Annotated in this window: 15 protein-coding genes; 10 read left to right on the forward strand and 5 right to left on the reverse strand. The window is 63.0% G+C overall.

Going from position 1 to position 26031, the window contains the following annotated elements; translation table 11 throughout:
- Positions 1-4 precede the first annotated feature (4 nt).
- The 9 genes from AB6O04_RS12530 (at position 5) to AB6O04_RS12570 (ending at position 16749) form a co-directional block, all read left to right on the forward strand.
- Complete coding sequence (locus AB6O04_RS12530; RefSeq protein ID WP_368564316.1) at positions 5-2689, forward strand: glycoside hydrolase family 2 protein; 2685 nt, start codon at positions 5-7, stop codon at positions 2687-2689.
- Between the two features lie 116 nt (positions 2690-2805).
- Positions 2806-5397 (forward strand): glycoside hydrolase family 3 C-terminal domain-containing protein, encoded by a 2592-nt coding sequence (locus AB6O04_RS12535; RefSeq protein ID WP_368564317.1) that lies wholly within the window; start codon positions 2806-2808, stop codon positions 5395-5397.
- 117 nt (positions 5398-5514) lie between these two features.
- Positions 5515-6963: a glycoside hydrolase family 125 protein gene (locus tag AB6O04_RS12540; protein WP_368564318.1), complete on the forward strand. Its 1449-nt coding sequence runs from the start codon at positions 5515-5517 to the stop codon at positions 6961-6963.
- A gap of 121 nt (positions 6964-7084) precedes the next feature.
- Positions 7085-9427 carry a GH92 family glycosyl hydrolase gene (locus AB6O04_RS12545; RefSeq protein WP_368564319.1) on the forward strand — a complete coding sequence of 781 codons (2343 nt, stop codon included), beginning with the start codon at positions 7085-7087 and terminating at the stop codon, positions 9425-9427.
- Positions 9428-9657: 230 nt separating this feature from the next.
- Positions 9658-11493, forward strand: coding sequence for a beta-galactosidase family protein (locus tag AB6O04_RS12550; RefSeq protein WP_368564320.1), 1836 nt, complete (start codon positions 9658-9660; stop codon positions 11491-11493).
- Between the two features lie 203 nt (positions 11494-11696).
- Entirely contained in the window at positions 11697-13061 is a 1365-nt protein-coding gene (locus AB6O04_RS12555) for an alpha-L-fucosidase (protein ID WP_368564321.1), read from the forward strand.
- 157 nt (positions 13062-13218) lie between these two features.
- Positions 13219-14304: an exo-alpha-sialidase gene (locus AB6O04_RS12560; protein WP_368564322.1), complete on the forward strand. Its 1086-nt coding sequence runs from the start codon at positions 13219-13221 to the stop codon at positions 14302-14304.
- Between the two features lie 372 nt (positions 14305-14676).
- Positions 14677-15717: a LacI family DNA-binding transcriptional regulator gene (locus tag AB6O04_RS12565; RefSeq protein ID WP_368564323.1), complete on the forward strand. Its 1041-nt coding sequence runs from the start codon at positions 14677-14679 to the stop codon at positions 15715-15717.
- A 36-nt stretch (positions 15718-15753) separates the two neighbouring features.
- Positions 15754-16749, forward strand: coding sequence for a carbohydrate kinase (locus AB6O04_RS12570; RefSeq protein WP_368564324.1), 996 nt, complete (start codon positions 15754-15756; stop codon positions 16747-16749).
- Positions 16750-16840: 91 nt separating this feature from the next.
- Here the strand turns inward: AB6O04_RS12570 and AB6O04_RS12575 are convergent, their stop codons facing one another.
- Complete coding sequence (locus tag AB6O04_RS12575; RefSeq protein WP_368564325.1) at positions 16841-17587, reverse strand: copper homeostasis protein CutC; 747 nt, start codon at positions 17585-17587, stop codon at positions 16841-16843.
- Between the two features lie 277 nt (positions 17588-17864).
- Between AB6O04_RS12575 and AB6O04_RS12580 the strand changes: the two genes are divergently transcribed.
- Positions 17865-19304: an alpha-L-fucosidase gene (locus AB6O04_RS12580; RefSeq protein WP_368564326.1), complete on the forward strand. Its 1440-nt coding sequence runs from the start codon at positions 17865-17867 to the stop codon at positions 19302-19304.
- 275 nt (positions 19305-19579) lie between these two features.
- Here AB6O04_RS12580 and AB6O04_RS12585 read toward each other — a convergent pair whose 3' ends face one another.
- From AB6O04_RS12585 to AB6O04_RS12600, 4 genes are all read right to left on the reverse strand, one after another.
- A complete protein-coding gene (locus AB6O04_RS12585) occupies positions 19580-20218 on the reverse strand; it encodes a hypothetical protein (protein WP_368564327.1) in 639 nt (212 codons plus the stop codon).
- A 122-nt stretch (positions 20219-20340) separates the two neighbouring features.
- On the reverse strand, positions 20341-20883 hold the full coding sequence (locus AB6O04_RS12590) for a hypothetical protein (RefSeq protein ID WP_368564329.1): 543 nt from the start codon (positions 20881-20883) through the stop codon (positions 20341-20343).
- 240 nt (positions 20884-21123) lie between these two features.
- Complete coding sequence (locus tag AB6O04_RS12595; protein WP_368564330.1) at positions 21124-24063, reverse strand: TonB-dependent receptor; 2940 nt, start codon at positions 24061-24063, stop codon at positions 21124-21126.
- Between the two features lie 865 nt (positions 24064-24928).
- Entirely contained in the window at positions 24929-25924 is a 996-nt protein-coding gene (locus AB6O04_RS12600) for a N(4)-(beta-N-acetylglucosaminyl)-L-asparaginase (RefSeq protein WP_368564331.1), read from the reverse strand.
- Positions 25925-26031: the final 107 nt, after the last annotated feature.

Genomic DNA, 26031 nt, shown 5'->3' on the forward strand with positions numbered 1-26031 from the left:
CCGCATGTTCCCGCTACGCCATCGTTCCCGTTTCTGTCGTATTCCGCATCTGGCCGCACTGCTGTGCCTGGCCTTGGCAACCCCGGCCTGGGCCGCGCCGCCCACCACGCGGAATCTCGATGAAGGTTGGCAGATACGGTTGCTACCGGGACAAACGCAGGCGACGGAACATCCAAAAGCAGCAACGTGGCTGCCGGCGCGAGTGCCGGGCACGGTACAGACCGATCTGATTACCGCCGGCGTGGTGCCCGATCCGTTCGTCAGCAACAACGAAGGTGCGATCCAATGGGTCGGCCTGACGGATTGGCAATACCGCGGCCGTTTCAAGGTCGATGCGGCGACCTTGGCGCGCGAGCATGTCGAACTGGTGTTCGATGGTCTGGACACCTATGCCGAGGTCCGCCTCAATGGCAAGCCGTTGTTGAACGCCGACAACATGTTCCGGCGCTGGCGTACTGATGCCAAACCGCTGCTCAAGCGTGGCGAAAACCTGCTCGAAGTGACCTTTCGCTCGCCAATCAAGAAGCTGCAGCCGTGGCTGGCGAAACAACCGTATGCGCTGCCGGGCGGGTACGACTCGGCGTTCGGCGACGAGCCGGATGGTCGGCTGGTTACCACCTACGTTCGCAAGGCGCCGTACCACTTTGGTTGGGACTGGGGTCCGCGCATCGTTACCGCCGGCATCTGGAAGAACGTGCGTCTGGAGGCCTGGGACACGGTGCGCGTGGAAAGCCTGCACATCGCACAGCAACGGGTGGATGCACAGTCGGCACAACTCGAGGCGCAGATCGAACTGGACGCCGGCGTCAGCGGACCGGTGCAGATCGCGCTGGAAGTGCGCGGCCCGGACGGCGCCACGGTGGCGCAAATCGAACGCGATGCGGTGGTCGACCCCGGCAGCAACCGCATCGACCTGCCGCTGCGGATCGCTGATCCCAAGCGTTGGTTCCCGTTCGGCTATGGCGCCCAGGATCGCTACACGTTCACCGCAACGCTGCGCGACGCCGCTGGCGACTCGCACACCATCCAGCGCACGACCGGTCTGCGCACCGTCGAATTGCACCGCGAAAAGGACAAGTGGGGCAAGAGCATGGAGCTCGTGGTCAACGGCATTCCGATCTTTGCCAAGGGCGCCAACCTGATTCCACTGGACAGCTTTCCCCATCGCGTCGACGAAGCACGCATGCGCCGCACGCTGCTCGATGCGCGCGACGCCAACATGAACATGTTGCGCATGTGGGGCGGCGGCCACTACCAGGACGACCGCTTCTACGAACTCGCCGACGAACTGGGCGTCATGATCTGGCAGGACTTCATGTTTGGCGGCGCGATTCCGCCGTACGACGTCGACTTCCGCGAAAACACACGGCGGGAGGCGATCGAACAGGTCAAGCGCCTGCGCGATCATCCCAGCATCGTGATGTGGTGCGGCAACAACGAGGTACAGACCGGTTGGGACCACTGGGGCGATCGGGTCAAGTTCAAGCAGTCGATCGATCCCGAAGAACGCGCCCGCATTGAGCGCGGCATGGTCACGCTGTTCGGCACCGTGTTCCAAGAAGTGGTCGTCGTGCATGATCCGGACGTGCCGTACTGGGCAACATCGCCTGGCACCAATTTCGATGGTGGCGCGGACCTGAGCAACGACGGCGACATGCACTACTGGCAGGTCTGGGGCGGCGACGCCAAGCCAGTCGAAGCGTTTATGGAGGTCAACACCCGCTTCCTGTCCGAGTACGGCCTGCAATCCTTTCCCGACATGCGCACCATCCGGTCATTCGCCGGCCCGCAGGACATGGACCCGGAATCGCCGGTGATGCGCGCGCACCAGAAGTACGACAAAGGCAACGGCAACAAACGCCTGCTTCTCTACATTCGCCGCGAGTTTGGCGAACCCAAGGATTTCGAAAGCTTCGTCTACCTGAGCCAGCTGATGCAGGCCGAGGGCATTGGCCTGGCCGCCTCGTACCTGCGCGCATCGCGCCCGCAGGCGATGGGTTCGCTGTATTGGCAACTCAATGACGTGTGGCCGGGTGCATCGTGGTCCAGCGTGGACTACTACGGGCGCTGGAAAGCACTGAACTATCACGCTCGCCGCTTCTACGCACCGGAGCTTGCCGCCGCGCTGCGCAAGGATGGCAAGACCACGCTGTCACTGGTCTCCGACCGCACCGCCCCGCTCGCCGCACGTTGGCGGCTGCGCGTGCTGGATTTCAGTGGAAAGGAACTGAGCCGCCGTGAGAAGACCACCAGGTTGCCGTCGCTAAGCAGCACACGCGTGGGCGAGTTCACCGATGCGCAACTGCTCCGCCGCGCCGATCCGAAGCGGACTTTTGCAGTGTTCGAACTGCTCGATGGCGAGCGAGTGCTGTCGCGCCAGCTGGTGTTCTTCGACGTCGCCAAAGAACTTTCACTGCCCCCGCCGCAAGTGAGCAGTGAATGGAACGTCGACGGCGACGGCTTTGCGCTGACGTTGTCCAGCGACACACTGGCACGCGATGTCTGGCTGTCGTTTGGCGATCTGGACGCGAGTGTCACGGACAATGCCTTCGACCTGCTGCCAGGCGAACCGCTGACCGTGCGTGTGAGCGGCGAGGTGACGTTGGAACAACTGCGTGCTGCGCTGGAAGTGCGGGATCTGGCTTCCACACTTTCCGGTGCGCCTGCTGAACCTGAGGAGGCAAAATAATGATCCAGTCGTCATCCCCGCGCAGGCCGGGACCCAGCGACTTTGCGCGCGGGAAGAGCAAAAGGCACTGGGTCCCCGCCTGCGCGGGGATGACGGTGTGGGTTGCCGCGCTGACTATGGCATCCACGCCCGTCCACGCGGATGAAGCCGAGACCCGCGCTGCCGCCTTGATAGCCAAGATGACGCGCGATGAGAAAATCGCGCAGACCATGAACGCCGCTCCGGCGATTCCGCGTTTGCGCGTGCCGGCTTACGAATGGTGGAACGAAGGTCTGCACGGCGTTGCCCGCAGCGGCCACGCCACGGTATTCCCGCAAGCCATCGGGTTGGCGGCGACCTGGAATACCGATCTGCTTGAACAAGTCGGTACTGCGACCTCCACCGAAGCGCGCGCCAAGTTCAACATGGCGGGTGGTCCGGGCAGCCATCACAAGCGTTACGAAGGCCTGACCATCTGGTCGCCGAACATCAACATCTTTCGCGACCCACGCTGGGGCCGCGGCATGGAAACCTACGGCGAGGATCCCTACCTCACCGGGCAACTGGCGGTCGGCTTCATTCGTGGCCTGCAGGGCGACGATCCGCAACACCCGCGCACGATCGCAACGCCCAAGCATCTGGCCGTGCACAGCGGTCCTGAGCCGGGCCGCCACGGCTTCGATGTCGACGTTTCCCCGCGCGACTTGGAAGCCACGTATCTGCCTGCGTTCCGCGCAGCGCTGGTCGAAGGCGAAGCAGGCGCGGTGATGTGCGCCTACAACTCCCTGCAAGGCACACCCGTGTGCGCCGCGGACTGGCTGCTCAACGGTCGCTTGCGCAAAGATTGGGGTTTCAAAGGCTTCGTGGTCTCCGACTGCGATGCGCTCTACAACATGACCCAGTTCCACTACTACCGCGCCGACGATGCCGGCTCAGCCGCCGCGGCATTGAAAGCCGGACACGACTTGAATTGCGGCACCACGTACCGCGCGTTAGGCCAGGCGATCGATCGCGGCGAAGTCGATGAAGCACTATTGGACCAGTCGCTGGTACGCCTGTTCGCCGCGCGCTACCGGCTGGGTGAACTGGAGCGGCCGCGACAAGATCCGTACGCGAAGTTAGACGCGGATGACATCGTCACGCCCGCCCACCGCAAGCTGGCGCTCGACGCTGCGCTGCAATCGCTGGTGCTGCTTAAGAACCAGGACGCGACGTTGCCGCTGAAACCAGGCACGCGGTTGGCGGTGATCGGCCCCAACGCCGATGCGCTCGGCGCACTGGAAGCCAACTACCAAGGTACGTCGGTCGATCCGGTAACGCCCTTGCTCGGTCTGCGGAAGCGCTTCGGCCATCAACGCGTGAGCTATGCGCAAGGTGCGCCGCTGTCCTCCGGGGTGCCGGTGATGATCCCGGAAACCGCGCTGCGCAGTGACGGAAAAGTCGGTTTGAAGGGCGAATACTTCGACAATCCCGACTTGGCCGGTAAGCCACGCGTGGTGCGTCAGGATCGCGTGGTCAGTTTCAACTGGGACCAGGTGGCGCCGTCTCCCGGCGTGGACAAGGATCGCTACTCGGTGCGCTGGACCGGCGAACTGCTGCCGCCCGGTCCCGGCGACTACACGTTGGCCGTGCGCGTGGCACGCTGCTTCGACTGCACCGGCCACGACCCCGTGCGCCTGTATGTGGATGACGAACTGGTGATCGCTGGCAACGCGGAAGACAAGCACGTTGCCGCCGGCGTGCACAACGCCGACGGTCGCAACGTCGAAGCGCAACTGCATTTCGACGATGCGCGGCCGCGGCGCATCCGCTTGGAGATCGAACACCAGGGTCAGGATCAAGGACTGCGGCTCGAATGGTTGGCACCGGCGGACGCGCAACTGGCCGAGGCCGAGCGCACTGTCGCACAGGCCGACGCCGTGGTGGCTTTCGTTGGTCTGTCGCCGGATGTCGAGGGCGAGGAACTGAAGGTGGACGTGCTCGGTTTCGACGGCGGCGACCGCAATGCGATCGGTCTTCCACCGATGCAGCAGGCCCTGCTCGAACGCGCCAAGGCCGGCGGCAAGCCGCTGATCGCGGTGTTGATGAGTGGCAGCGCAGTGGCGCTGAACTGGGCACAGAAACACGCCGACGCGATCCTTGCCGCGTGGTATCCCGGCCAATCGGGCGGTACCGCCATCGCACAGGCACTGGCCGGTGATTTCAATCCTGGCGGTCGCCTGCCGGTGACTTTCTACCGTTCGACGAAGGATCTGCCGGCCTACGTGAGCTATGAAATGAAGGGGCGCACGTATCGGTATTTCACCGGTACGCCGCTGTATCCGTTCGGGCATGGCCTGAGCTACACCCACTTCGCCTATGACGCGCCTCAGCTGTCGACGCAGGTATTGAAAGCGGGTGAACCATTGCGTGTAAGCGCGCGAGTGCGAAACAACGGTGAGCGTGCTGGCGACGAAGTGGTACAGGTCTACCTCGAGTACCCGCAACGACCACAGTCGCCTATCCGCAATCTGGTGGGCTTCAAGCGCGTGACGCTGCAACCTGGCGAGTCTCGCGAGGTGGAATTCGAGCTGGATGCACGCAAGCTCAGCGACGTGGATCGCGCAGGTCAACGCGCGGTCGAAGCCGGTGAGTACCGCGTCTTCGTCGGCGGTGGTCAGCCCGGCACCGGCGCACCGGGCGGCGAAGCAGCATTCTCGATCGAAGGCCGGATGCCGCTTCCCAAGTAACTAGGCTCTATCGCGTGCCCTTGTAGAGCCGAGCTTGCTCGGCTGGAGCTTTCCCGGCAAAAAGCAGCCGAGCAAGCTCGGCTCTACAGGGAGCGCGGCAACAGGAGATTTTCCGATATGCCCACCCGTCGCGACATCCTTCAACTTCTTGGCGCCAGCGCAGGCGCCGGTATGCTTCCTGGTGCATTGCCCGTCCTCGCCACTGCGTCGGCTGCGAAAAAGGGCGCTTTCCCCAGCAAGCGTCCACCGAAGGGCGAACGCCGCTTCGTCAGCGCCGCAGTGGAACGCCAACTAGCGCAGATCAAGACACAGATCAGCGATCCCGAGCTGGCGTGGCTGTTCGAGAATTGCTACCCCAACACGCTCGATACCACCGTGCAGACCGGCACACGCGACGGCAAGCCGGACACCTTTATCGTCACCGGCGATATCGACGCGATGTGGCTGCGCGACTCTTCGGCGCAGGTGCATCCCTACCTCCCGCTGGCGAAACAGGACCCGGCGCTGCGGCGGATGCTGCATGGACTGATCCGGCGCCAGTCGTTCTGCATCCAGCTGGACCCTTATGCCAACGCGTTCCTTCCCGATGGCGTGACCCAGCGCCTGGAGTGGTCGGTCAACGACATCACCGAGATGAAGCCCGGCGTGGGGGAGCGCAAGTGGGAAGTCGATTCGTTGTGCTACCCGATCCGTTTGGCGCACGAATACTGGCGCGCCACCGGCGATGCCGCGCCTTTCGATGACAACTGGCGCGAAGCGATGCGCGTCGTGGTGCGCACTTTCCGCGAACAGCAACGCCTGCACGATCGTGGCCCATACAAATTCCAGCGGCCTTCGCCGTTCGCTACCGAAACTTTGGTGTTGGGAGGCTACGGCCAGCCGACCCGGCCCAACGGCATGATCCATTCGATGTTCCGGCCGTCGGACGACGCCTGTCTGTATCCGCTATTCGTGCCAGCCAACCTGTTCGCGGTGACGGTGCTGCGGCAGCTGGCGACGATGAGCGAGGTAATTCATCAGGACAACGACTTCGCTTCAGACTGCCGCGCTCTCGCTGATGAAGTGGAAAAGGCAACGCGCCAGCATGGCGTGATGCGCGACGCCGATGGTCGGCCGTTCTGGGCTTATGAAGTGGACGGATATGGCAACCAATTGTTCATTGATGATGCCAACGCACCCGGCCTGCTGAGTTTGGCCTACCTGGGCTGCTGCGACCGCGACGACCCGATGTTCCAGCGCACTCGCCAACTGGCCTGGAGCGAGCGCAATCCCTATTTCTACCGTGGGCGCGCCGCGCATGGCGTCGGCAGTCCGCACAGCGGCATGGGCACGATCTGGCCGATGGCGATCGTCCAGTACGCACTCGCCAGCGACGACGATGCACAGATCCGCCAGTGCCTGCATTGGCTCAAGACCACTCATTCCAACACCGGCTTCATGCACGAAGCCTTCGATAAAGACGATCCGACGAAGTTCACCCGTGATTGGTTCGCCTGGGCGAACACCCAGTTTGGCGAATTGATTGTGGATCTGGTGCAGCGCAAGCCGCACCTACTTCGCGGTTAACACGCCGTCGGGTTTTGTAGAGCGGAGCTTGCTCCGCTGGGGCATTCCCGCGAAGAGCAGCGGAGCAAGCTCCGCTCTACAAGAACCAAAACACGTACTCAATGCACCACGGAGACATCCAATGACAACCCGACGCGGATTCCTGCAAAGCGCCATCGCTCTCGCGCTGTTTGGCGGCAGTGGGCTGTCCGGTCTCGCGCTCGCGCGTGCCGGCGGCTATGCGATGCCGGCCGACGCGCGCGCCAAGGCCGACCTGACTCGCCATGTCGATGTGTTCATCGGCACCGGTGGTCACGGCCATACGTTTCCCGGCGCCACGCTGCCGTTCGGCATGGTGCAGCTCAGCCCGGACACCTACAACGCGGTCTGGGATGCGTGCAGCGGCTACCACGAGTCGGACGGCTCGATCATGGGCTTCACGCATACGCATCTGTCCGGCACCGGCATTGGCGACATGCTCGACTTCCTGGTCATGCCGCGCACTGGCGAGGTCAGGCTGCAACCTGGCCCGTTGAATGCGCCGGAGACCGGTTACCGCTCGCGCTTCGACCGCGCCGATGAGTCCGCATCACCCGGCTATTACCGGGTGCGCCTGAAAGACACCGGCATCCATGCCGAACTCACCGCCACCGCGCGCGCCGGCCTGCACCGCTATCATTTTCCCAAGGGCAAGCCCGGACACCTGCTGCTGGATCTGTGCCACGGCTTCCAGGACAACGCATCCACGCCGACGCGCGCCACCGACGTGCAGCTGCATGTCGTCGACGAACGTACCATCACCGGCGGCCGCCGCGTCCATCAATGGGCAAAGGGGCGCTACATCTTCTTCGCAATGCGGCTGTCGCGGCCGTTCGCTCGGGCGCAGTTGTATAGCGATGAGAAGCCGCTGACCAAAGAAGCGCGCCAAGCCGGCGGCACCCAGCTGAAGGCGGCGCTGCACTTCCCGGATGCGGGCGATGCGCCGTTGCTGGTCAAGGTCGGAATCTCCGCGGTGAGTGCAGAGAACGCGCTGGCGAATCTCGACGCCGATCTGACGGATTTCGATTTCGCGCGCGTGCACGCCGATGCGGTCGCCGCATGGGAGAAGGAACTGGCGCGCGTGCGTATCGAAACCGACGATGACGCACAAAGGCGCATCTTCTATACCGGTCTGTACCACTCGCTGCTGGCACCGACACTATTCAGCGACACGGACGGCCGCTATCGCGGCATGGACCTGCAAGTGCACACGGCGCCCGAGGGCTACCACAACTACAGCACTTACTCGCTATGGGATACCTATCGCGCACTGCATCCGTTGCTTACCTTGGTGCAGCCCGAACGCGTGCCTGATCTGATGCAGGGCCTGGTGCGCGGCGCGGCGGAATGCCCCGACGGCGTCGGTATCTGGCCACTGCAGGGCGTGGAGACCGGCACCATGATCGGCTACCACTCGGTAGTGGCGCTGGCCGAGGCGCACGCCAAAGGCTTCGACGGCATCGACTACGCCGCCGCTTGGCCGTTGTTCCGCAAGCGCGCGATGGAAGACGACTTCCATGGCCTGCCGTACTACCGCAAGCTCGGCTACGTCCCCAGCGACAAGGTCAGTGAAGCGGCCAGCCGTACCCTGGAATACGCCTACGACGATTGGGCGGGCGCGCACTTGGCGCGTGCGGCCGGCGCCGAAGACGACTATCGCGCACTCGTGGCCCGCTCGCGCAACTACCGCAACCTGTTCAACAAGGACAGCGGCTTCATCCAGCCAAAACTGGAAGACGGCAGTTGGGCTAAGCCTTTCGACCCGCGCGCACTCGGCCATATGAAGCGTTGGCACGACTTCACCGAATCAAACGCCTGGCAGGCCACCTTCCTCAATCAACACGATCTGTACGGCTACATGGAACTGCATGGCGGCCGCGACGGCTTCGTGAGCAAGCTGGATGAACTGTTCACTACAAGTTCCGAGCTGCCGGCCGGTGCGCCGCCGGATATCGATGGCATGGTCGGCCAGTACGCACATGGCAACGAGCCCAGCCATCACGTTGCCTATCTTTATGCGTACGCCGGTCAACCGTGGAAGACTCAAGCGATGGTGCGCCGGTTGCTGCGCGAGCAATACCGCGACGAGCGCGACGGTCTTTCCGGCAACGAGGATTGCGGGCAGATGAGCGCGTGGTACGTGCTCAGCGCGCTGGGCTTCTACCCGGTGGATCCGGTCAGCGCCAACTACGTGATCGGTAGTCCGTTATTCCGCCGCGCCGAACTGGATGTCGGCGGCGGCCGCGTCCTGCGTATCGTCACCCGCCGCAACAGCGCGCAAAACATGTATGTGCAAAGCGTGCGGTGGAATGGCAAGCCGTATACGCGCAGTTGGCTGCGGCACGCCGACCTTGCCGCGGGTGGCACGTTGGAATTCGTGATGGGACCGGAGCCGAATCGGGAGTTTGGATCTGCGCCTGATGATTTGCCGCCGTCGTTTGTTTGAAGGCCGGGAGGTGGGAATTTGGAACCGTCATACCGTGCTTCCCCTTCTCCCTCCGGGAGAAGGTGCCCGAAGGGCGGATGAGGGAATGGCAATGACAAGCGAGCCGAACTCACTACAAGCGGACACGCCGTGCCCTCATCCGTCGCTGCGCGCCACCTTCTCCCAGGGGGAGAAGGCAACATAAGCCGTCAAGTAGTCCATCACTTATGCACAACATCGTAGAGATTTCTATGCGCAACATCCTCATTTCACTCGCCATGGCGCTCGCTCTGACGGCACCGGCCACGGGCACCGCTGCAGACGCCTGGCCCGTGTTCTCCACCCAAGCCACCGACTTCACCCGCGACGGCAAGCCGTACCAAATCGTCTCCGGCGCGATTCATTTCCAACGCATACCGCGCGAGTATTGGAAAGACCGGCTGCAGAAGGCGCGTGCGCTGGGTCTGAACACGGTGGAGACCTACGTCTTCTGGAACCTGGTGGAGCCGCGCCGCGGCGAGTTCGATTTCCAGGGGAACAACGATGTCGCCGCCTTCATCCGCGAAGCCGCCGCGCAGGGCTTGAACGTGATCCTGCGTCCGGGCCCCTACGTCTGCGCCGAATGGGAAGCGGGTGGCTATCCGGCCTGGTTGTTCGCTGAGCCTGGCATGCGCGTGCGCAGCCGTGACCCGCGCTTTCTCGCCGCCAGCGGTGCGTATTTGAAAGCCGTCGCCGAGCAGGTGCGTCCGCTGCTCAATGGTAATGGCGGTCCGATCATCGCAGTGCAGGTCGAAAACGAGTACGGCTCCTTCGACAATGATCGCGCTTATATGCAAGCCAATCGCGATTTGTTCGTGCAGGCCGGCTTCGACAAGGCGCTGCTGTTCACCTCCGATGGCGCCGACATGCTCGCTAACGGCACGCTGCCCGGCACTTTAGCGGTGGTGAACTTCGCCCCAGGCGAAGCCAGGAGCGCCTTCGAAAAACTGGAGAAGTTCCAGCCGGGCAAGCCGCGCATGGTCGGCGAGTACTGGGCGGGATGGTTCGACCATTGGGGCAAGCCGCACGCCAATACCAACGCGAAACAGCAGGCAGAAGAACTGGAATGGATGCTGCGGCAGGGTCATTCGGTGAACCTGTATATGTTCATCGGCGGCACCAGCTTCGGCTTCATGAATGGCGCCAACTTCCAGAACAATCCCAGCGACCACTACGCACCGCAGACCACCAGCTACGACTACGACGCGGTGCTGGACGAGGCCGGGCGGCCGACGGCGAAATTCGCGCTGTTCCGCGAAGCCATCGCACGCGCCACCGGCGTACAGCCGCCGCCGCTGCCGGCATCGCTGCGCTTCGCCACATTGCCACAGGTCGCGCTGCGCGAATCAGCTTCCCTATGGGACAACCTGCCCGCGCCAATCGCCAGCGAAACGCCGCTGCCCATGGAAGCCTATGGCCAGGATTACGGCTACATTCTTTACCGCACCACGGTGACCGGCCCGCGCAAAGGCGAGTTGTACTTGGGCGACGTGCGCGACTACGCGCGTGTCTATCTCGACCGCAAGCCAGCCGGCAGCGTTGAGCGGCGATTGAAGCAAGTATCGGTGGCGCTGGACGTACCGGCGGGAGAACACACCATCGACGTACTGGTGGAGAACAGCGGACGCATCAACTACGGCACGCGCATGGTCGATGGCCGTGCAGGCTTGGTCGATCCCGTGCTGCTGGATGGCGAACGATTACTGGGCTGGCGGGTGTTCCCGCTGCCGATGCAATCGCCCGACACGCTGCGAGGCTGGACCAGGAACAAAGTGGAAGGCCCGGCATTTCACCGTGGTGCTTTGCGCATCGCCACGCCGGCTGACACTTGGCTCGACATGAGCGCGTTCGGCAAAGGCTTTGCCTGGGTCAATGGCCGTAACCTGGGCCGCCACTGGAAAATCGGTCCACCGCGCGCGCTGTACTTCCCAACACCCTGGCAGCGGACAGGCGACAACCAGGTCGTGGTGTTCGATTTGGACAGCGTCGATGACGCCAGTGTGCACGGTATGACAGATCCGATATGGAGCAAGCCTGGAAATGATTGAGGGCCGCATCGAACCTTCGAACCCCAGCGCGGGCTGCCAAATCATCACAGCTCGTCATCCCGGCGCAAGCCGGGACCTAGCGACTTTCCGCCCATCTGGAACGTAAGACACTGGGTCCCGGCTTGCGCCGGGATGACGATAGATTGTTGAGTTCGATTATTTGCGGCCCGTGGCCGCTCCGTCATCAATGAGGTAATCCCCCGATGAACCGTTCCTTCCCATTTCGCCGGCTAACCGCGCTCGCCTTGTACCTCCTGGCCCTGCCACTGGCCGCGGCGCAGAACTTCTCCGATGTGCGGCCATCGCCACAACAGGTGGCGTGGCAGGAGCTGGAATTTGGCGTGATCGTCCACTTCAATCCCAACACTTGGCTGGACCAGGAATGGGGCGACGGCACCGCCAAACCGTCGGTGTTCAATCCAAGCCAAGTCGACCCCACGCAATGGGCGCGCGCCGCCAAGGCCGCCGGCGCCAACTACCTGATCCTGGTCGCCAAACACCATGATGGCTTCGCGTTATGGCCGACCGGGCAGAGCGAGTATTCGGTCAAGAAGAGTCCCTGGCTGGATGGCAAGGGCGACCTGGTGAAGATGACCAGCGAGGCGGTTCGCAAGGAAGGCATGGGCTTCGGCATCTATCTGTCGCCCTGGGACCGGCACGAACCGAAATACGCGGACTCCAAGGCGTACGACAAGTTCTATGCGGCGCAGCTGGTGGAACTGGCGCTCAACTACGGACCGATCACCGAGTGGTGGCTGGATGGTGCCGGCAGCGCCGGCCATGTCTACGACTTCGACAAGTACATCGAGGAACTGCGCACCTACCAACCGAATGCGATGGTGTTCGCCGATACCGCGCTGTTCGAGTACGGCGACATCCGCTGGGTCGGTAACGAAAGCGGTTTTATCGAAGGCGAAAACTGGAACGTGATCGATCGCCACGGCTATCTGCGCTGGCGGCCGGTGGAGGTGGATACGCCAATGCATCACTTCCAATGGTTCTGGCATCCCAACAGCGACAAGACCCTCAAGAGTCTGGATGAGTTGGTGGAGATCTGGGAGAAGAGCGTGGGCCTGGGCGGGCAGTTGGTGCTGGGCATCGCGCCGGATACCCGTGGTCTGCTACCGGATGCCGACGTGCAACGGCTGCGCGAACTGGGCGAAGCAATCCAAGCGCTGTATGGACCGGCGAAGAACTTGGTCCCGGGCAACTTAAAAAGTGCGGGCAACATCGCCGCCGCGGTCGATGGCGACCGCGACACGTTCTGGAGCGCGCCAGACGGTTCGCACCACGCAACGCTGGAGTTGAACTTCAAGCAGCCGGTGACCTTCGACAGTGCCATGAGCATGGAGTGGATCAACGCCGGCCAGCGCGTGCAGAAATACGCGGTGGAAGCGTGGCAGGGCGGCCGCTGGGTGCGGCTGGCGCAGGCGCAAGCCATCGGGCGAATGAAGATCGATCATTTCGCCTCCGTCACCACCTCGCGCGTACGCCTGAACATCCTGTCCAGCTCCGATCCGGTGCACATCCGCGAGTTCCAGCTGTTCAATACGGGCAGGAAGCAGTGAGGTGGGAGGAGATCGGAAAAGACTTCTCGTTTTCGCCCACTTTTTGCGCTCTTCAACAGCCGAATGGCTGGTCAAGGGGGAGGTAAAAGCCGGAGACTTTACCCATTCCCCGTCGCCGCCATTCCTCCTCTCCGCCCTTCTATTTCCCATCTGCATGATGCTCGCGTCTTGCGCCACCCCGCGCGCGTCTCCACCATCACCCATCGTGCTGGAAGAATTCATCGCCGCGCATCCGCCAACGCCGCAAAGCCATGCCTCCACCTTGGTCGAAACCCGCGACGGCACTCTGCTCGCCGCGTGGTTCGGCGGCGAACACGAAGGCGCGGCGGATGTGGGCATCTGGCTCGCCCGTCGTGACACCGGAGGCTGGCAACCACCGCAGCGCGTCGCCGATGGCGCGCAGGACGGCGATCCACCGCAGCCGGCATGGAATCCGGTGCTGTTCCAGCCCGAACAAGGCCCGTTGCAGCTGTACTACAAAGCCGGACCGAATCCTCGGCAATGGTGGGGAATGCTCACCGTATCCGACGACGATGGCACGCACTGGTCGGCGACCAGACGCCTGCCGGACGGCATCCTCGGACCGATAAAGAACAAGCCGCTGCAACTGCCCAACGGCCGCATCCTTGCCCCGAGCAGCAGCGAAGATGAAGCCGGCGGTTGGCGCGTGCACATCGAAACCAGCGACGACAACGGCCTGCATTGGCGGCGCAGTGCCGCGCTCAACGATCCCGCGCAGATCGGTGCGATCCAACCCAGCCTGCTGCGCCATCGGGACGGCCGCCTGCAGGCGCTCGGGCGCAGCAAACAGAATCGCGTGTTCAGCGTCTTCTCCCGCGACGACGGCACCACCTGGGAACCGATGACGTTGCTGGATATCGAAAACCCAAACGCCGGCACAGACGCGGTGATGCTGCGCGACGGCCGCGCGTTACTGGTCTACAACCCAGCAACGAGTGGCAAGGAATGGTGGGACGGCCGCAGCGTGTTGGCGGTGGCGCTGTCGAATGACGGCGTGCATTGGCAGCGTGTACTGACGTTGGAGAACAGTCCCGAGGACGAGTTCTCCTATCCGGCGGTCATCCAGACACGCGATGGATTGGTACACATCAGCTACACGTGGAAGCGGCAGCGGATCAAGCATGTGGTGTTGGATCCTTTTTTGTTGGCACCGTCGAAGGCAAAGGATTTTTCCCTTCTCCCGGGGGGAGAAGGTGGCGCGCAGGGGCGGATGAGGGAATGAGGTATCCGTTTGTAGCAGACTTGGATGGCGAGCTATTGCCATTCCCTCATCCGCCCTCCGGGCACCTTCTCCCGGGGGGAGAAGGGAAAAGACATACAGCCTCTTCTGCGGTAAATCGCTTCCACAAGCGCCGGATGCCGGACCCAATTGGTATGCTCCCGCTCGCTCACGAACGACGCCTGACCACCCGCTTGTTTGGCGGTTATGCTTTGGCAGCCGGGGCTCAGCCGCGCAAGGCCAGTCGGGCCAGTGACGTACGCCACAGAAGCACACCGGCACCCCGCAATAACGACCGCACACGACTTGCAGGCATGTCTTGTTTGCCGCAGGATGTGAGAGATTGGATCGATCTAAAACGGACTTGGTGACGCTTTGGACAAACCGCGCAGAATCACCCTGAACGACATCGCACACGCCTGCGGGGTTTCCCGCGCAACGGTGTCGCTGGTGCTGCGCCGCAGTCCGCTGGTGCATGCCGACACACGCCGCCGGGTCGAGGCAGAAATGCAGCGTCAGGGCTACGTTTACAACCGCGCCGCCGCCAACCTGCGCCAACGCGTCTCCACCACGGTGGCGCTGATCATCAATGATCTGTCGAACCCATTCTTCGCCGAGTTCGCTGCAGGCGTCGACGAGGCGCTCGGCGCCAAGGGCTACGTCACCCTGCTGGGCAGCAGCAACGAGTCGCCCGCACGGCAACGGCAGCTACTGGGTTCGATGGTGGAGCATCATCCCGCCGGGATTATTCTGTCGCCCGCCGAGAACAGCGACGTGGCCGATGTGGAATTGGCGATTGGCCGGCACGCGCCGCTGCTGGTCTTCAACCGCGAACTGACCGGCACGCCGGTTCCGGGTTTCGAATACGACTTCCTGGGTCTCGACAATCGCGCCGGTGCCCGCTTGGCGACCAAACGATTGCTGGAACTGGGGCACCGCCACATCGCCTTCTACGGTGGCCACGCCAATTCCAGCTCCTGTCGCGGACGCCGGCTGGGCTACCAGGATGCGCTGAATGAAGCCGGCATCGCGGCCGATCCACGCTGGATGATCGAAACCACGCCCACCCGCCTCGAAGCCAGTGCGCACGCCGATGCGTTGTTCGCTATTGATCCGGCGCCGACCGCGGCCGTTTGCTACAACGACGCGGTAGCACTGGGCCTGATGCTTGGGCTGACTCGTCTGGGCCGCCATCCCGGCGTCGACTTCGCCGTCACCGGCTTCGACAACATTCCCGAGGCGGCGGTGGGTGTTCCGCCACTGACTACGCTGGATGCCGATCCGCGCGCGCGCGGGCGCCAGGTCGCCGAACTTGTTTTGCAGCGCGCCGCCATGCCATCCATGCCGCGGCGATCGGTGATCGTGCCCGTGATGCTGACCGAACGAGAGAGCACCCCGCATGCGCTCAGCGCCTGAATTTTCCCACCGGCAACAAGAAGTGACCGCCGATCAATGAGCAACGCCAACAACACCATCATCTGCTTCGGCGAAGCGCTGATCGATTTCCTCGCCAGCGAGCCCTCGGAAGGCGAAGCCCGAAGTTTCCGTCAGTTCGCCGGCGGTGCTCCGGCCAACGCCGCGGTCGCCGTGGCGAAACTGGGTGGTCGATGCGAATTCGTCGGCATGCTGGGGGAGGACATGTTCGGCGACTTCCTGCTGCAGAGCCTGCGCGAAGCCGGCGCCGGCGTACGCTACGTCCGCCGGACCGCCGCGGCGAAGACAGCGCTTGCTTTCGTTTCGCTGGACGCGCATGGCGAACGCAGCTTCAGCTTCTACCGTCCGCCCGCGGCGGACCTGCTGTTCCGCGACGAGGATTTCGATGCTGACTGCTTCGCCTCGGCCGGCATGTTCCATGCCTGCAGCAACAGCCTGACCGATGCCGGGATCGCCGAGGCGACGCTGTCGGGCATGGCCCGCGCGCGCTCGGCGGGCGCGCTGGTCAGCATCGACCTCAACCTGCGCCCCGCGCTATGGCCGGACGCAACGCCATCGCTGCCGGTACTCTGGCGCGCACTGGAAGCCGCCGACCTGATCAAGCTGGCGCGCGAGGAACTGGAATACCTGAAGGAAGGTCGCTTTTCCGACGACGACATCGTCACCCGCCTGCTGCGCAATGCGCGCCTGGTGCTGATCACCGACGGCGCCGCGCCGATGCGCTGGTTCGCGCGCGAACGCAGCGGTGAAATGCCAACCATCAAGGTCAAGGCGGTGGACACCACGGCCGCTGGCGATGCCTTCATCGGCGGTTTGCTATTGCGTTTCCAGCGCGAAGGCGTCGATGCGCGCACGTTCGACGCCTTCCTCGCACAGCCGGCGGAACTCGAACGCTGTCTGCGTTATGCCTCGGCCTGCGGTGCGCTGGCGGTCACCCGGCACGGCGCGTTCGCCGCGCTGCCCACGCATGCTGAAGCGGTCGCCCTGCTGGGTGCTTCCGCGGTGAACGCATAGCAATGAGGCCAATCCTGCCGCTGCTTGCATCCAACGATGCACGAACGCGGCAGGTTGTGCGCTGTGGCGTGGGCGACGACAACGTCATCGCCTACGTTCCCGCTGCGGCCGCTCGCATCGCATCAACAAGGCGATGCACCTGGGCGCTGTCGCTACGGGTTTCACCACCCGCCATACCCAACGAGTCCGATGGCGCGAAGCTCATCCGCGTGGGTAACGTTCGCTTGGCCGACGCGTGGAATTCACGTGCGCCAGTCGCTGCCATGAGCGCGCCGATGTTGGCCGCGTCGATGCCAGCGCCCGGCATGATCTCGATACGTCCAGCGGCTTGTTCGATCAATCGCCGCAGGTTGGCGCTACCTTCCATCGCGCTCGCCGCGCCACCGGAACTGAGAACGCGCGTGAAGCCGAAGCCGATGACCGCCTCCAGCGCCGCCGCCGGATCACGGCAGACATCGATGGCACGGTGGAAGGTCAGGTCGAGCTGGCCGGCGGCTGAGACAAATTCACGGCAGCGCGCCACGTCGACGTCACCGTCCGCGGTCAGCGCACCGACCACCACGCCGTCGCAACCGGCGGCGGCACAGTGCGCAATATCAGCCAGTATGGTCGCGTGCTCTTCGCCGGTGTATGCGAAGTCACCAGCACGCGGCCGCACCAGCACATGCATTGGAATGGACAGCTTCTCGCGCACCAGCGCGATCTGTCCTGGCGAAGGCGTCAGCCCACCGAGTTCGAGTGCGGTGCATAGTTCGATACGCGAAGCGCCGCCCGCCTGCGCGGCCAGCGCGGAAGCGAGCGAGTTGGCGGCGATTTCGAGCACATATGTCGCGCTCACTGGGCGCACTCCTGTTCTGCTGGCGTTCCGTTCACTGCGTATCGGCTCTCTGTTGTGGTTCGGATTACGATGATGCCACTGCGGCAGGTGCAACAGGCATTCGCTGGCGGAGATCGGTGATTATGCAGAAGAAGCGCAAAAACAAGGTCCTTTTCCGGATCGATGCTGGCGCCATCCAACACCGGTGCACGGACAAGACCGGCTCGACCATCGCTGCAGCCGCCCTGGATTCGGCTGAGCCATGCAGCGCAAAGTACCAACCAATCGGGAACGACGAATGAAACCGCTACGACTTCTATTGACCGCGCTGCTCTGCGCTGCGCCCTTTTCCGCCGCCCATGCCGATAGCCCAGGCGATTATGTGCCGGAAACCGATCCGCTGGTGGTGCGAAAGCTGGAGCAATGGCAGGACTGGAAATTCGGCTTCATGATGCACTGGGGCCCGTACAGCCAGTGGGGCGTGGTCGAATCGTGGTCGATCTGCTCCGAGGACGTGGAGTGGTGCAAGCGCCCCGAAGGCGAGGCTTACGTGGACTACGTGAAGCGCTACGAGCAACTGCCGACCACCTTCAACCCGGTCAAGTTCGACCCGGAGCGTTGGGCGGATATCGCCAAGGACGCCGGCACGAAGTACGTGGTGTTCACCACCAAGCATCACGACGGGTTCAACATGTACGACACGCGGCAGAGCGATTACCGCATCACCGCGCCGAACGTGCCCTTCCACACCAATCCGCGTGCCGACATCACCAAGGAAGTATTCAATGCGTTCCGCGCTGAAGGTTTCGGTATCGGCGCTTATTTTTCCAAACCCGACTGGAACAACGACAATTACTGGTCGCCACGGTGGGCCACGCCCAACCGCCACAACAACTACGACACACGCAAGCACCCGGAGATGTGGAAGCGTTTCGTCGACTTCACTCACGCGCAGGTCGGCGAACTGACCACGCAGTATGGCCCCGTCGATATCCTGTGGCTGGACGGCGGCTGGGTGCGCCCGACCAGGAATGAAGCATCGAAGGACGCGGCTGGCGTGGCGTGGCCGCAGGACATCGACATGCCGGCAATGACGGCGATGGCGCGCAAGAACCAACCCGGCCTGATCGTCGTCGATCGCGCGGTGGGCGGTCGCTATGAAAACTACCGCACTCCGGAGCAGAAGATTCCCGACGAACCGCTGCCGTACCCGTGGGAAACCTGCATGACCCTCGGCGACTCGTGGTCGTACACGCCGAACGACAACTACAAATCCTCCCGCAGCGTGGTGCAGATGCTGGTCGATGTGGTCGCGAAGGGCGGCAACTACCTGCTCAACGTCGGTCCCGACGCCAACGGCGAACTTCCGCCGGTCGCAGTGGAACGCCTGAAAGAAATCGGTGCGTGGATGAAGGTCAATGGCGAGGCGATCTACGCCAGCCGGTCCGTCGCACCGTATCGCGACGGCAAGTTCCGTTACACGCGACTGAAGGACGGCACTGTGTATGCGATCTATCTGCCAGATGCGAAAGAAACGAAGCTGCCGGCAACGCTGCGCATTCCCGGCCCCGCGCCTGCTGCCGGCGCGGAGGTGAAGCTGCTCGGCAGCGACGCTACGTTGACCTGGCGTCGTGATGGCGACATTACCGTGGTCGAGGTTCCCGCAACGCTGCGCAAGCAGACCGTCAATGCTTATGCCTGGGCTATTCGTTTGCCTGGTGCGGTGACGTCCAACTGAGTCGCGACGGGGGCGTAGCTCGGCAGCGCGCAAGCTGAAGTGCGTCGCACGAAGAGAGCCCGGCTAACGCCGGGCTTTTTTTTGAACCTTGTTTCCTGCGGTGCTCTGGCGGGTAATCGGAAATTCAGCGGAGGCGATGGATGACTTGTGGGAGCGACGTCAGTCGCAACCGGAAACTTCAACTCATGACTGACCAATGGCCGCATGCCATCACCACTCCTACAAGGCAGTCACTGCAAATATCGAAATTCCCACATGCCACCACGAGACTCTCATCAGCACCCTAACGGCACCAAAAACTCCACCGTGGTGACTTCCACCCACTGCCCTTTGCGTAGTGTTTCCACCTGCACGCGAACCTTGCTGATGCCCACATACGTCGGCTGATCGCCTGCCTGCTTCACTGACGCCAGCAGGCCCAACCAATGCGGCGCCGAATCTTCCATTCCCGCGCGCACCAAAGCCGCCTGCGTCGCGACCTTGATCTCTGTCGCACGCGCCGACGGAAAACAACCGGACTCCTGCTCGGTCGGCGAAGGCAGAATAAACGCGTGTAGCCCGGCGGAATCCGCCGGCCTCCATTCCGAAACGCAGTGCTTCCAGTCCACCAGATCGATATGCGGACCGTCATCACCTACGGCGAGGCTGGTTTCGAACTGCACGCGCACGCGGTATTCGCTGCCGGCACTGGCTGGCGTCAGTCGCAGCAACGCGCCGTAGACCTCATCGCCTACTTCCAGCGGCACCTGTTGCGTGCGCGGTACCGGCGCCGCCTGGCGCCAACCGGAGAACACGTGCTCGGCGCCCGGCAGCGAAGGCGAAATCTCGATGGCGGCCAAGTCCGATGCGTGTCCCGAGAACACGGCGCACAACATCGCCGTGCCCAGCATCAGCCGATGGACAACCCGCGACATGGACATGCTCCCCTCCTTCCAGAGTTCCCCGGGCGCATAGTAGCGCGAACCCTAAGGGGGCAGCGCTCCCACAAGGTGGCCGTCTTAGGGCATGATCAAAGAATTCCTGCTTGGAACTCCGGTTAGATCGGCTGCCCCCGATCGACGAGCAAGTAGGACACGAAACCAGTTCTTTCGCTGTCGACGCTGGTCGTCAGCACCATGCTATCCGCCACACTTACACCGAGCTTCTCCGATTTTGTCAGCTGGACAAGCAGAACCTGCCAGTTAGTACGAAGGTTTTCCGTGCCAGCCGCATTCTGGACTGTCATTATTTCGCAGACGTTTGTGGCGCACCGGACAACAGGCCGTGACAAGCCGGAGCTTTCCAGGGGCAAGGCGGATAGGCTTCGGGCAATCGCAAACTCTGCTTGAGGAGCCCATGCTTCATCGCGGGACTCGCGTTGAAACAATGCTATGTAGTCGATGTGACCGGCTTTAGAGCCCTTCTTGTAGTCATCCCTGTTTTTGGTTCTATCCTTGAGTTTTTCGAGCTTCTCAATCTCAGCAACGCTGGGGTCCGCAACGGTACCGGCCCGTTCCAACCCTGACGCTGGAAAGAGAAAGCTCCAGAAGAATGATGCAATCAAGGCTCCGGCAACCTTGTTCCTGGACAGAGCGCTCATCAACGGATCCTCCAACGGACGGCCGCTAAAGCTAGATCGGCGAACGATAAGGCCATGTCAAAGGGTGATTTGGTTGTAGGAGCAACGTCAGTCGCGATGCTTTTAGATGAGGCGGATCCTGATCGCGCCCGAGCGAGGCGATGCGCGATCGCGACTGACGTCGCTCCTACATGTTCATGCAAAAAGAGCCCGGCTCACGCCGGGCTCTTCCTTATGGCAACAACTGATCCAACTACCGCATCAATCAAAGCGGTAAACAACCTCCGCAGCCACCTCACGACCCACTGGATTAGCCACGCAGAAGGCAAAGCCGCCGCACCACTTATCCTGATAGTGATCGTCGAAGATGTTGTTGACGTAGAAATTCAGACGCAACGCGTCCGTGGCCTGGTAGCCGAGACTGGCGTTCCAATAGAACCTGTCCTGGTTGTAGTACTTCACCAGTTCGCTCTGCTGGCCGTAGCTGATGCTGCGTTCGCCTGCGCTGTTCGTGCGCAGATCCGTGCAGTCGGTGGCCACATCGGGGCGGAAACCATTGGGCAGTGCAGTGCAGCCGTTGAAACGGTCGCTGCGGGTGCCCGCGGTCCAGTCCACATACAGCACTGCGGTCCAGGGATCCAATGTCCAGCTGGCGCTGGCGCGGCCGCGATAGCGTATCTGGCGTTCCTGGTCGCGCGTGTTTTCGAAGAGATCGCCCGGGAACTGCGCGATCTTGTAGCTCAGCTGCCGGGTGTAGTTCAACGCGAAGTCGAACGTTCCCAAGCTCTCGGTCTGCAGGCTGTAGCGCGACGCCACATCGACGCCGCTAACGCTTTGCTTGGCCCGATTGATCGGACCGATTTCAACGCGAGTGACCACGCCATTGGCGTCACGCGTCACGCGGCTCAGCTGCAGGTCGCACAGCGCCTGACTGGGCGGTGTCCGCGCCGGCTTGTCGGCGGGCTGCTCACCGGTGATGCAGTAGGCCTCGTCCAGCAGTACCTGATCGGCGCCGACATCGTCGATCGCATCCTCAATGTTGATCCGCCAATAGTCGGCGCTGACGGAGAAATTCTCGAACGCATCCCATACGAAGCCGTAGGTGAGCGAATCGCCGGTTTCGTACAGCAGGTCTTCGGAACCCTGTCGGGCGATCAGCGGATTGTCGATGTGGTATGGGTCGCCTACACCACCCGGGCAATTGCTGGTCTGGCGGTTGGGATCCTGCAAACAGGTCAGGTAATCGACTTGGTCGGCCACGCTTTCACTGGGATCGGCGTAGACGTAGTGCATGTCCGGCGCACGGAAGCTGGTCGCATAGCTGCCGCGCAGCAGCAAGGTGGAGAATGGACGCCATTCCAGACCCACGTTGTAGGTGTTGGCGGCATCGTCGGCTACCGCGTCGTAGCGGTCGTAGCGGCCTGCGGCCGACATAGTCAAACTCTTGAGCAACGGAATCTTGAATTCCACGCCCGCCGCATAGCGCTTGCGCTCGCCGCCGCCAGTCTCGACGTTACCGAACGGCGTTTCGTACGCGGGATTGAGGCCCATGGTGTTGGGATCGGGAGTCAGTTTGTAACCCTGCTCCGCCGCTTCCAGCACGCCGGCGAAGCCGATCGGGCCGGCCCAACCCTCGAACAGATCACCGCTGAGTACAGCGCTGGCCTGGGTGAGCCAGGTGCGTGACTTCTTGTCGCCGACGGCGCGAACGCCTTCATAGTCACTGCGGGACGCGGGGTTCCAGAGCCGGTTGTAGTCGGGTGCGTGGATTTCCAGGCCGCTAGCCGCATCAGTGCCCAACGATGGGCCCAGGAAGAATTCCGTGGCGCGTGTGTTGTGAACGATCGGGAAGAGCTCCTGGATCTCGTACTCGGCGCGGCCGGCCATCACTTCCCAGTCGAAGCGATCGCTGAAGACGGTGCCCCGCAGGCCGGCACTGAAATCCCAGTTGGTTTCCTTGGACTTGGTCAACGCGCGGTCTTCGCCACCGATCTCGCTCGGTGTGAAGTAGCGCAGCAGGCTGCGCTCCTGACCGCTGTCGCGGTCGATGTAATTTTGGCTGCCCCAGGCCGGCATGAAGGTGTTGCTCTTGCCGGTCGAGTCCCAGTACCCATAGGTCGCCCAGGCTTCGACGTTGCCGAACTGCTTGGTGCCGTACAAGTAGAGCGAGAGGTCCTTGCTGGCATTGCGCAACGTCCAATGCTGGAACACGGAACGGTTGGCGCATTGCCAGCCGGTATCGGTTTGCGCACCGCTGAAATCGCTGTAAAGCACGCGGTTGTGCTCGTAAAAATCGCCGCCGAATTGGTCGCAGGCGCCCGTCGGCGGCCTGAGCCGCTGATCATTGGCCACGTCGTAAAGGCGGATGCCGACCTGCGGCGTGTTCGTCGCGCCGCCTTCCCGCACGCCGCCATAGCTCCAAGTGCGGCGCGGCGCATCGTTTTCCTCATCCATGAACGGCCGTTCGTGCGACCACAGCGGCTCGCGGTCGAAGTATTGCAGCGTGTAGACCACGCTCCAGTCCTCGCCAGACCGGCCGCCGGACCAGGAGACGTCGCGTACGTCGCGCCCGCCCTCAGTCGTGGTGCCGTAGCGCGCGCGCAGGGTGTCGCCATCGATGTCCGTCTTCAGGATGACGTTGACCACGCCGGCCACCGCGTCGGAGCCGTAGATCGCGGAGGCACCGCTGGAGAGCACCTCGATGCGATCAACGATGCCGGTGGGGATGTTGTTGTAGTTGGCGAAATTGCTCTTGCCCTGGTACGGCATCGGGTAGTCGGCCACGCGATGGCCGTTGATCAGCAGCAGGCTGCGGCCGGGGCCGAGATTGCGCAGGTTGAGCGGACTGGCGTTGACCGAGCTTTGGCCCCAGTCGTAGTCGTTCTGCACGTTGCCGGTGACCTCGGTCAATGAGCCGAGCGCTTCATAGACCGTGGTGAAACCTTCCCTCCTTATCTGGTCGCCAGTGATGATCGTCACCGGCGCCGGGCCTTCGACCTCCGCGCGCTTGATGCGCGAGCCGGTGACCAGGACTGAGTCCAGCGTCCTCGCATCGTTGCCTTGCGGGGCCGGGGCCTGCTCCTCCGTCGGTTCCGCAGGCGGTTGCTGCGGCGCGTCCTGCGCCAGCGCCATGAACGGTGAAAACAGCGCGACTGCGAGCGCACTCGCCAAGGCGTTGCGATGGAAGATTGAGTGCTGCATGAGTGCCCCCTCCGGACGTTGAAATAGGTCTAAATGGTCAACGCGATGGACAGAATTCCGACCCCGGAACCATCGCGTTCGCTCGACTTAGCGAGATGTCAGCCATGTGACATCGATCCCTCGATGTGGAACATACGCGACAAGATCGTTAAAAAAATGTGGCGTGTATCACCGTTTTAGAACGATCTAAAAACGAATTTCACCAGTGAAAATTTCCAAGCCACCGCCACGTTTCCGCTCACGCGACGTAGACATGCAAGATAGGCAAGCTATGTCTTTCTGTGTCTGTAGGACGCCGCTCCGCGCCCCGGTGGTCCCTCGGTGCGCGCGATCAAGAACGCGCCGCAGCGCGTCCGGGTGGCGAATCGTAAGCACGCATGCGTCGGCCACGCGGGGCCGACCGACGATCCGGAAATCCTTGTAGGAGCGCCGTCTCGGCGCGAGCTCTTCGCTTCTGCCGCAATCTGACAGAAAGAGCTCGCGGCGGGACGCCGCTCCTACAATGTCCTGTAGCGAATCCGCGTAGGTCGGGGATCACGCCCCGACGCCACCACCGCACTCGTGCATGCGTCGGCCACGCGGGGTCGACCTAAAATCCGGAAATCCTTGTAGGAGCGCCGTCTCGGCGCGAGCTCTTCGCTTCTGCCGCAATCTGACGGAAAGAGCTCGCGGCGGGACGCCGCTCCTACAAAATCCTGTGGCGAATCCGCGTAGGTCGGGGCCTCGCCCCGATGCCACCGCGCCCCGTGGCCCCTCGGTGCACGCCGATCAAGAACGCGCCGCAGCGCGTCCGGGTGGTGAACCGTAGCCACGCATGCGTCGGCCACGCGGAGCCGGTCTACGTCCGCCCCGATGCGATCAATGTCTACTTCGTTCCATAAACCGACTTCGCATCCAACAACGCGTCCTGCTTCCCCGCATCGCAAACCGCATAAACAAAACCCGAGTGCAGCGCGAACGCGCCCACCTCGCCCCCCTTGTTCATCGCCAGGAAGCACACCTGCAAGGTCTTGCTGGCTTCCGGGCGCTTGCGCACCACGCGCTCGATCGCCTCGCGGCAGGCATCCATGGGCGAACGGCCCTGGCGCATCAATTCGACTACCAGGAAGCTGGCCGCGTTGCGGATCATTTCCTCGCCAACACCGGAAGCGGTCGCAGCGCCGACCTCATTGTCGACGTACAGCCCGGCGCCGATTATCGGACTGTCGCCAACCCGGCCGTGCAGCTTCCACGCCATGCCGCTGGTGGTGCATGCACCAGCAAGATGGCCGTTGGCGTCGAGCGCCAGAATGCCCAGGGTGTCGTGGTTGTCGCTATTGCCAGGCGTCTTCGCGCGCTCGGCGTTGATCTGGGGCTGGTACTTCGCGGTCTTCAGCCATTCGCGCCAGGCCTGCTTCGCTTCCGGCGTCAGTAGCGCTTTTTTCTCGAATCCCTGTTCGACGGCGAACTGCTGCGCACCATCGCCGACCAGCATGACGTGCGGCGTCTTCTCCATCACCGCGCGTGCGACCGAGATCGGGTGCCCGATATCCTCGAGCGCGGCCACCGCACCGCAGCGGCCGTCGCCATCCATGATGCTGGCATCCAGCGTCAGCACCCCATCCCGGTCGGGATAACCGCAACGGCCCACGGTGCTGTTGCACAACGTACCCTCCGCCCAGCGGGCGCCGGCTTCCACCGCATCCAGGGCGCTGCCCCCGCGCGTCAATACCGGCCACGCCGCCTGATTGGCGCCGACACCAAAGTCCCAAGTCGACACTACCCGCGGGCGCGGCGACGTGGTTGCGGCGGCACCATGTGGCAGCGCCAGCGCGCCACCGGCGAGCAGGGTTGAATGCAAAAAGCGGCGGCGCGTGGTCATGCGAATCTCCGGGGGTGCAGATTGTCTGGGGCGTCCGCAAGCGCGGACGATGAGCCTTGCCCGGCTCATCGTAACGATACTGCTTTTGCTCGTCATGCCCGCGAACG

Origin of the sequence: Pseudoxanthomonas sp. UTMC 1351 (assembly GCF_040948865.1) — a bacterium.
GTDB lineage: Bacteria > Pseudomonadota > Gammaproteobacteria > Xanthomonadales > Xanthomonadaceae > Pseudoxanthomonas_A.

Coding starts and splice junctions, on each gene's coding strand:
- AB6O04_RS12535 (WP_368564317.1), top strand. CDS start 2,806: ATGGCATCCACGCCCGTCCACGCGGATGAAGCCGAGACCCGCGCTGCC.
- AB6O04_RS12555 (WP_368564321.1), top strand. CDS start 11,697: ATGAACCGTTCCTTCCCATTTCGCCGGCTAACCGCGCTCGCCTTGTAC.
- AB6O04_RS12530 (WP_368564316.1), top strand. CDS start 5: ATGTTCCCGCTACGCCATCGTTCCCGTTTCTGTCGTATTCCGCATCTG.
- AB6O04_RS12550 (WP_368564320.1), top strand. CDS start 9,658: ATGCGCAACATCCTCATTTCACTCGCCATGGCGCTCGCTCTGACGGCA.
- AB6O04_RS12585 (WP_368564327.1), bottom strand. CDS start 20,218: ATGTCGCGGGTTGTCCATCGGCTGATGCTGGGCACGGCGATGTTGTGC.
- AB6O04_RS12560 (WP_368564322.1), top strand. CDS start 13,219: ATGCTCGCGTCTTGCGCCACCCCGCGCGCGTCTCCACCATCACCCATC.
- AB6O04_RS12595 (WP_368564330.1), bottom strand. CDS start 24,063: ATGCAGCACTCAATCTTCCATCGCAACGCCTTGGCGAGTGCGCTCGCA.
- AB6O04_RS12600 (WP_368564331.1), bottom strand. CDS start 25,924: ATGACCACGCGCCGCCGCTTTTTGCATTCAACCCTGCTCGCCGGTGGC.
- AB6O04_RS12540 (WP_368564318.1), top strand. CDS start 5,515: ATGCCCACCCGTCGCGACATCCTTCAACTTCTTGGCGCCAGCGCAGGC.
- AB6O04_RS12570 (WP_368564324.1), top strand. CDS start 15,754: ATGAGCAACGCCAACAACACCATCATCTGCTTCGGCGAAGCGCTGATC.
- AB6O04_RS12590 (WP_368564329.1), bottom strand. CDS start 20,883: ATGAGCGCTCTGTCCAGGAACAAGGTTGCCGGAGCCTTGATTGCATCA.
- AB6O04_RS12545 (WP_368564319.1), top strand. CDS start 7,085: ATGACAACCCGACGCGGATTCCTGCAAAGCGCCATCGCTCTCGCGCTG.
- AB6O04_RS12580 (WP_368564326.1), top strand. CDS start 17,865: ATGAAACCGCTACGACTTCTATTGACCGCGCTGCTCTGCGCTGCGCCC.